General features: G+C 68.1%; 6 protein-coding genes and 2 pseudogenes. 2 read left to right on the top strand and 6 right to left on the bottom strand.

Features of this window, described 5'->3' with window-relative positions; genetic code table 11:
• Nucleotides 1-848 precede the first annotated feature (848 nt).
• The 6 genes and pseudogenes from ACZ3H8_RS40330 to ACZ3H8_RS40355 form a co-directional block, all read right to left on the bottom strand.
• Nucleotides 849-2,936: an NACHT domain-containing protein gene (locus tag ACZ3H8_RS40330; protein ID WP_467410284.1), complete on the bottom strand. Its 2,088-nt coding sequence runs from the start codon at nucleotides 2,934-2,936 to the stop codon at nucleotides 849-851.
• A gap of 495 nt (nucleotides 2,937-3,431) precedes the next feature.
• The gene (locus ACZ3H8_RS40335) at nucleotides 3,432-3,983 is read right to left on the bottom strand and encodes a peptidoglycan-binding domain-containing protein (protein WP_467410285.1); all 552 of its coding nucleotides are present in this window, start codon (nucleotides 3,981-3,983) and stop codon (nucleotides 3,432-3,434) included.
• Nucleotides 3,984-4,212: 229 nt separating this feature from the next.
• The gene (locus tag ACZ3H8_RS40340; RefSeq protein WP_467410293.1) at nucleotides 4,213-4,386 is read right to left on the bottom strand and encodes a nucleotidyltransferase domain-containing protein; all 174 of its coding nucleotides are present in this window, start codon (nucleotides 4,384-4,386) and stop codon (nucleotides 4,213-4,215) included.
• Between the two features lie 40 nt (nucleotides 4,387-4,426).
• Nucleotides 4,427-4,759: pseudogene (locus ACZ3H8_RS40345) on the bottom strand (hypothetical protein); the annotation flags it as partial.
• 90 nt (nucleotides 4,760-4,849) lie between these two features.
• Nucleotides 4,850-5,152 carry a hypothetical protein gene (locus ACZ3H8_RS40350; RefSeq protein WP_467410288.1) on the bottom strand — a complete coding sequence of 101 codons (303 nt, stop codon included), beginning with the start codon at nucleotides 5,150-5,152 and terminating at the stop codon, nucleotides 4,850-4,852.
• A gap of 308 nt (nucleotides 5,153-5,460) precedes the next feature.
• Nucleotides 5,461-5,811: pseudogene (locus tag ACZ3H8_RS40355) on the bottom strand (ATP-binding protein); the annotation flags it as partial.
• Between the two features lie 190 nt (nucleotides 5,812-6,001).
• Between ACZ3H8_RS40355 and ACZ3H8_RS40360 the strand changes: the two are divergent.
• Nucleotides 6,002-6,637 (top strand): S1C family serine protease, encoded by a 636-nt coding sequence (locus tag ACZ3H8_RS40360; protein WP_467410290.1) that lies wholly within the window; start codon nucleotides 6,002-6,004, stop codon nucleotides 6,635-6,637.
• A 30-nt stretch (nucleotides 6,638-6,667) separates the two neighbouring features.
• Complete coding sequence (locus ACZ3H8_RS40365) at nucleotides 6,668-7,057, top strand: PDZ domain-containing protein (protein ID WP_467410294.1); 390 nt, start codon at nucleotides 6,668-6,670, stop codon at nucleotides 7,055-7,057.
• Nucleotides 7,058-7,348: the final 291 nt, after the last annotated feature.

Consider the following 7,348-nt stretch of genomic DNA (forward strand, 5'->3'; position numbering starts at 1 on the left):
CCGGTCCGGCAGCAACGGCTCGATCCGCGCCCACTGCGCGTCAGTCAACGGCACATCTGGGCCAACGATCAGATGATTCAAACGAAACGGCCTAGGTGCGCCGTGCCGCCGCCCTGCGAGCACGACACGCACCAGAAGACCGGCAGCATGGGAACAACATCATGAGCAAATCCAGCGATACCGCTCTCGGCTGCATAGGCTGCATAGGCGTTGTTGTCGTGTTCGGCTTCATCGTCACTTCTATGGCCTCCAAGCTCGACATCGATGACGGGCCGTCATCAGAGCCCTCACCACCCCCCACCGTGGTGATGACGACCGTCACCCCATCCACCCCCAAAGCCAACGCCGACGCGCGCTGGTGGCAGCAGCACCGGCCCAAAGCCAAGGCCGGCGCGCACTGGTGGCAGCAGCACCGGCGTCCAGGCGGGCATCCAGTTCGGATACGCCTGCTCGCCTGTCGGCGCTCTCGGCACCGCCGAAGACGGACGTCCCGCCAAATGCTTCATGGACAAAGACGGCCGACCCCGGTGGGGCTATGACTCGAACCGTGGCTAGAACCTTCGGTTGATCTTCTCGGGCGCTCGACGCTGGCGTGGCTGGAAGCAAAGCGTCGCCGCCCAACCAGTCCGGATGTGCGATATCCCTCGAGTTCCTGCGCACATGCTGTACCGCTTTGGCCTGTGGCCAGGAATTTTTCCCCGGGTCGGACGGGCGCCAGGGCGGTGACGTTCCTTCAGGAATGCCGAGTTCCCCTCACCTTGACCGACTATCCCTCGACCTATCGAACGCGAGGGAACTCGAGTCGGCGCTGGCCGGCGTGCGGACCGAGCCCAGCCCGCGGCCCGCGGTTACACCGGTGGGGGGTCGGGGTGACAGGCCAGCCATTGCTGCAGTTCGCGGTGCCGGAACTGGTAGGCGGCGCCCGCGAAGCGCAGCAGCCCGGCGGCACAGGCCCAATTCAGGAAGGCTCCGAGCCTCCTTGGCAGTTCTCTCCTGGAGCACAGCACGAAGGCGAGGTACCGGCGTCCGGATTGAGCACCGAACCCGACCCCAAGCATGAGCCCGACCGCGAGCCCGATCAGGAGCCCGTCTGCGAGCCCGGCCCCGAGCATGAGCCCGATCAAGGCGCCGACCGCGGGCACAGACATGAGAACGTACGCGAACCCTCGCAGAAGATCACTACGGATGACGCTACGGGGCCGTGCACTCATTGGCGGCTCGCGCTCGAATGGGTCCTCTAGCCCAAACACGACCCCACAGATGACCCCGCACACCAGCACGGCTGCGAACCCGCCCTGGAACCCCGTCTTGAACCAGAACAGAAACGTGGACGCGAGCCCACCCAGGAACCCCAACACGAGCCCTTCGCATCCGGCTTTGGTGCGCAAATATCCCCAGTGCACACGCGCGGGCGGTGCCACCTCATCCCGTGCCGCCCAGATGCAGGCCGCGAACGCGGAGAACGCGAACGCGATCAAAACGGGCCAGGTCAGTATGCCGATGGCCCATACAAGCGGGAGCGGCAGCAAGACCACGAGCGTGGTCAGCGCGGCGTCGGTGGCGCGCACCCGGCGGGATCCGGCCAGTGGCCACAACTGGTGCAGGACCAAGTCGGTGCGGGGTCCGGCCTCTGGCCACAACTGGTGCAGGACTAGGGCGATGCGGGGACCGGTGCCCGCCCACGCCGGTGCCTCCGCGACGGGGGACGGAGTGTTCAGGTAGGCGGCGAGGCGGGCCAGCCAACTGTGGACATCGGCCGCGGTGTAGGGGCGGCGTGGGCGCGGGTGGAGGGCTGTGGCGGCGGGGACGAGGCGGGCCAGTAGGTGTTCGTCCAGGTCGGCTGGGGTGGCGTGGCGGAGCAGGTCGGCGGGGTAGCCATGCTGGGCGTAAACGGTGGCGGCCAGGCTCAGCCGCCATGGCGTGGACAGTGTCGTGGCCAGCGTGCCGGTGGGGTCACCGTCCAGCGTGTCCAGGACCGGCTGCCACCGCGCGGGGTCGGGGGTGCGCTGGAGCAGATAGGTGCGGGCGGTCACAGGGGTGAGGTGGTCGATGTCGATGCGGGCCGCGTCGAGCAGCCGGGTGCGGCTGCCTAGGGCCTCGTAGTGGCGGGTGCGGCAGGTCAGAATTACCGGTCCCGCGGCGCGGCCGTTTTGGTAGGCATTGAGCGCGCCCAGAGCGGCCTGGGCGCGCGGGGCGTCGGGAGAGGGAGTGCCGTCGGGTGCGGTGGGGTCCATCTCGTCCAGCCCGTCCAGCACCGGTAGCACGCGGCGCTGGCGGATGAGTTCCCCGGCCATCTTGGCCGTCCAGTCGTAGACGTCCACCAGGTGGCGGGCGAGCCACACGGGCAGGGGGATGGTGGTGTCCCACTCGGCCAGCGACAGGCGCACCGGGACCGGGTCCCCCTCCTCCCGGCTCTCGACAAGGGCCAGCATCAGCTCCAGCGCCAGCACTGTTTTGCCTGCCCCCGGCGCGCCGGTGACCACCAGGCGACGCGGGCAGGTGTGACGGAAGTACGAGGCCACATCCGGAAGCGGGGTCCCCTCGAGCAAACGCCCCGCGCTGGCCGGGGCCACCGCCGCCCGCCCCGGCTCCGGGCGCAGGGTGAAGGTCAGATTGATCCTCTGGGTGTCGTCCCCGATCAGCTGCCGCAACTGCCGCTGACCGTCCTCCTTCACCTGCTCGGCCAAGGTCGACGCCCAGCCGCGCGCCTGCTGCGCCAAATCACCACGAGGCAGCTGCGGCAGGCCCACCACGGAGACCACCAGCGCCGCCACGCCTACGGGTAGCCCGATCAGGCCGGCGGTATCCGAGGGGTCTAGGTCGCTGTTGGCCAGCTGCACCACCGCGTACAGCACGCTTGCCGCCACTGCAAGCCCACCGAATGTGCGCAGCCCCACTCGCCAGCGCCTGTACGCGCGGCCTCCGATCCTCGCCATGCTTTGATCATGACCGTTCCGGTGATGCCCAGGGGTCCGCCATGCCGGAAGGCAAAGGGCGTGAAGGCCGCGGCCCACGGCGTGCGGCGGAGGTGGTGGAACACGTCCGGCATCCCGACAGTTCACCCCGCACCCACGGGCACAGGACCGGGAACTGCAGCGATGGGCTTTGGGGTTCCCGCCGAGCACCGTCGGGTTCCCAGGAACCCACGGGACTCCAGGCCCCGGACTCCTACCTCGGACGCCAGGGGGCAAGTAACCGGCAGGTAGCCCCGTCCGCGTCCACCGTTTGCGTCGTTCCGCCCCTGGCCGGTTGGGGGCATCCCCCTGGGGTGGGAGGTCCACCTCGCCGGGGGACAGGGCGGCGCGCGCTGGTGACGGTCGAGCCCGGTCGATGTTCGGGCAGCAGCGAGTAGTCGGCGGGCCATCGGAAGGACGACGAGCCCCGGACCCGAGCGGGTCCGGGGCTCGCGTTAGGACTGTGACCCAGGTCGGTCAGCAGCCGTATGGGGTCGATGTGTAGTACGCCGTCAGCATGTAGTAGACCGAGCTTGACGGGTCGGTGCGGAAGAGGTACTTGGATTGGCTGGTCCGTTGGAAATACACGGGGCGCTTGCTCCCCCCGTACTTCACGTTGAGGGTGGTGCCGCTGTATCCCTCGTCATAGAGACTGACGTCCGCTCTGCCGAAGGTCGCCGGTCCGACAACACCGTCGGCGGTGAGCCCATAGGTCTGCTGCCACCGTTTGGTTGCCGCCTCGGTTGTCGGCCCGAACTGGCAGTCGATGTCGGACACGCTGAGGAATCCGTCGGCGTACAGGATCGACTGCCACAGGCCGGTGGCGCCGCTGTTGGCATACGTGCCGCCACGGCGCAGCGTGCCCTCGTCGCCGAAGTCGTCCAGGACGGAGCCCGATCCGGCGACGTAGCCCTGAGCGGACGAAGCCTGCGCCGTGGGGCTGAGCAGCCCGGCGGCCAGCACTGTCGCGGCTAGGGCCGTTCCGGTGGCCAGTGCCTTGCGCTGGCCAAGCCACTTTAGACTTTGCATGCATCCCCCTCTGAGTGGTGGTGCTGTGCTGATGGGTGTGACGGTTCGCACACAGTTTCGGTTCCAGTGCTCGCCTCGTCTGGCCAGCGGTCCTGAAGGGGCAAGTGCCGGAAAAGGAGGGTCTGTCGACACTCCGCCCGCCAGAGCGTTTCCGCAGGTCGGCAGTGTCGGCAACCCGTGCCGGTAATCAACGTCGGCAACGGTGGACGCGGACGGGGCTACCTGCCGGTTACTTGCTCCCTGGTATCCGAGGTAGGAGTCCGGGGCCGTATTCCTTCGGCAGCGCGACTCCCGTGCTCTGATGCAGGCGGGCCAAGTCCTGTCGGTCCTTGTCGGTCAGCTCGTATCCGACGTGACAGAGCACTTGGGTCTCCGCGTCGACGCACCGGAACTCGCGGGCCACCAATGCCGCCGGTCACCGGCGCCGGGTAATGGAAACGGCCGCCGTCCGGCAGCAACTGGTGCCCGCCGCCTGCGGTGGTCGGCCTGACCGGATGAAGATCGATCTCCCGCCCTGCAGCGTCAGCCACGGCAAGTGCGGTGGGCAACCAGACCCGAAGGACCACGGTGAAGCCGGCCTGTTCCAGCAAGGCCCGCACCACGTCGATCTCCTCCAACAGCACCACGAGGTCGAGAAGCGGGTCGCGGCGTGCGGCGGCCAGACGCCGGTGCAGAGCCAGGGCGTGAACGGTCCAGCCGGTCAACGGCAGTGCGGCGGCGGTCAGTAAGAGGGTGCGCTGCCCGATGCGGGCCTGTATGCGCAGGGTGGACGCCATACTTGGGTCCTTCGTCTCGTCGCGTACGGGATGGGTGGGCCCGGGACGGGCGGATGGTTTGGACGCCTTGTCGTCCGTCCCGGGGCAGAGCTACAGCTCGAAGTCGCCGGTGCGAGTCCAGCTGTTCGGGTTGTGCCAGCGGCCAGCAGTCGCGGCGGGCCAGTCGAGCTCCCAGCCGGGCCGGTAGCCGCAGGCTCCCCAGCCGTCAGGCCGACCGTGGGGGATCTCAAGTCCGGCCTGCTGCGCGGCGCGTGCCACGTCGTAGACCTCGTGCGCGATCCGTACGGCGGCGCTGCGGCTTTCGGCCTGGCCGGTGAAAACGTGCACACCGCGCAGGCCGGGCTGGGCGGTGCTCCTTATCGGGACGCCGACCTCGAAGTAGGGCAGGGTCATGACGTCCATCTCCCTTCGCGTGCTGGTGGTGAGGGGCCCCACCGCGACCACCCCCGCCCCGTGGGTGTGCGGAGGCCGGGACGGCACGGAACGTCCATCACGCCCGGGGCGCGGCGGGGTCAGAACTCCAGCCGGACGGTGATCGGGGTGCGGGAGTCACCGGCGCTGGTGTGGACGGTGCGGCGGTGCGGCGGTGCGCGCGAGGCTGGCGGCTCCGCCCTGGATCGGGAGGTGGCAGGCCGGGCAGCCCTGCGCCCAGGTGTCCCCAGCGGGTAGATCCGCCGGGGTCAGCGGGTGCGGGTCGGTACTCATCCCCGGATTGCCTCCGCGAGCTGAGCCTCCGGGTCGGCGCGGCCCTCGGGATCGTCCTCCTGGTCCTCGTCGTCGTGCGGGCCGTGGACGGTGCAGACGACGTCCGGGGCGCTGTCCATGTCGCCGGTCAGCGCGCGGTGCTGGTCGGTGATGCTGGAGACCGGTGCCCACGCGTAGCCGTCGCATTCGGGGTCGACGGGGCAGGGCAGCAGGACGTCGAAGCCGATGTCGCCTTCGCCGTCGACGTCCGTACGCAGGGCGAGGGTGAGGTACTGCTGACCGAGGCGGATCTCCGCGACACGGTCACCGCCCGCCACATCCGAGCCGGGCTTCCACCGCCACAGCGGCCCCTGCGAACGGCTTAGTCCGCCGACCCGGCGGCGGAATCGTGCGCAACGAGTCCATGCTGGGGGGTCGGGGAGCCTCAGACGACACGGCCCCGCGAGCGCGGGCCGTGTCGCAGGGGCGTGTGTACTGGATGCGGGACTGAGGGAGTGGATCTAGGCTGGAAATACCGGCATCGAAGGGCTCGCCCTCATGAAATCGAGATTGAAGATTCTCATTTCCATTGCGTCCGTGGCCGTTCTCGGCGCGAGCGGTATAGCGAGTGCTGAAGACCTGACGCCCAGGGAGATCTACGAAAAGGCAGCACCGGCGACGGTGCACGTGTTTGGCAGTCGAGGTAGCGGAACCGGGTTTGTGTACGATGCAGAGAATCGACTCATTCTGACCAACTCCCATGTAGTCGAGGGCCAGTCGGTGCTGAAGGTGGCCTTCGACGGAGGAGAGCCGGTCCCAGCGCGGCTGCTCGGCAGCGATCCATGTCAGGACGTGGCGGTTATGCAGCTGTCCTCGCCTCGGCCTGGTTTGGAGCAGATCGCGCTCGGCGACAGCGAAGCCCTCGAACCGGCGGATGCTGTGACGGCTCTGGGGTACCCGTCGGCGCAGGGGGACGCCACTCGCCAGAAAGCCGTCTACACGGACGGCTCGGTTCAAGCGACTGACGTGGAGACGGAGGGCGCTCCCTCCATCCCTAAACTCGCCTCCACCACTCAGCACGACGCCACGATCAACCCCGGCAATTCGGGAGGCCCCTTGCTCAACGGTGAAGGCGAGGTGGTGGGCATCAACACTCTGGGGCCAGCGCCGGGCGGTGCGGTGGAGTCCCAGTAGTACGCGATCAACATCGACCACGTGAAGCCCATGCTCGAGGGATTCGAGGCGGGTGAGAGCAATAACAATCCGGGATGGGGCCTGGTTTCACTGCAGGATCCCAACTTCCCGAACGACCTCCAGGATCCAGAAGCCGCCGCAGGCGATCAGAAGAAGCTGCTCGAAGCCGGTGTCAAGGGCATGATGATCACACGGGTCGACACAAACTCGCCCGCCAGCCGGGCGGAAGTCCGGGCAGGACAACTGATCACGTCGATCAAGGGCGAGGCGGTGGCATCCATGCCCGAGGTCTGTGATCTCCTACAATCGACCTCGCCGAACGAGACGTTCCAGCTGGCAGGGCTGTTCCTCTTCACCGGCGAGGAGGAGCAAGGGAGGCAGTCTCTCGACGAGTGGGAAACCAACATGACGATGGAGTGACCCGACGTCAGCCAGCCTTGTCCGCGTACCCCTTGACGGCTCGCGGAACACCGTCCCCCTGCTCCAGTTACCTGTGGACCCCGCAACGGGAGAGCTCGGCGGCCTCTGCTGCAGGACTCAACGAGTAGAAGCCATCTCAATTTGCGAGTGCGGTGGCAGATGAGGGTGCAGGCGATGCTCGTGCAGCCGCAGTGAAACCTTTCGGCTGGCCGGACGGTAGTGTCCGCATGTGCGTTGATCTTCCGGGCGGCGGCCAAGCGCCGCCGCAGACGGTGCGGGCGGCCCCGATGC

Source organism: Streptomyces sp. NPDC002868 (genome assembly GCF_055563295.1).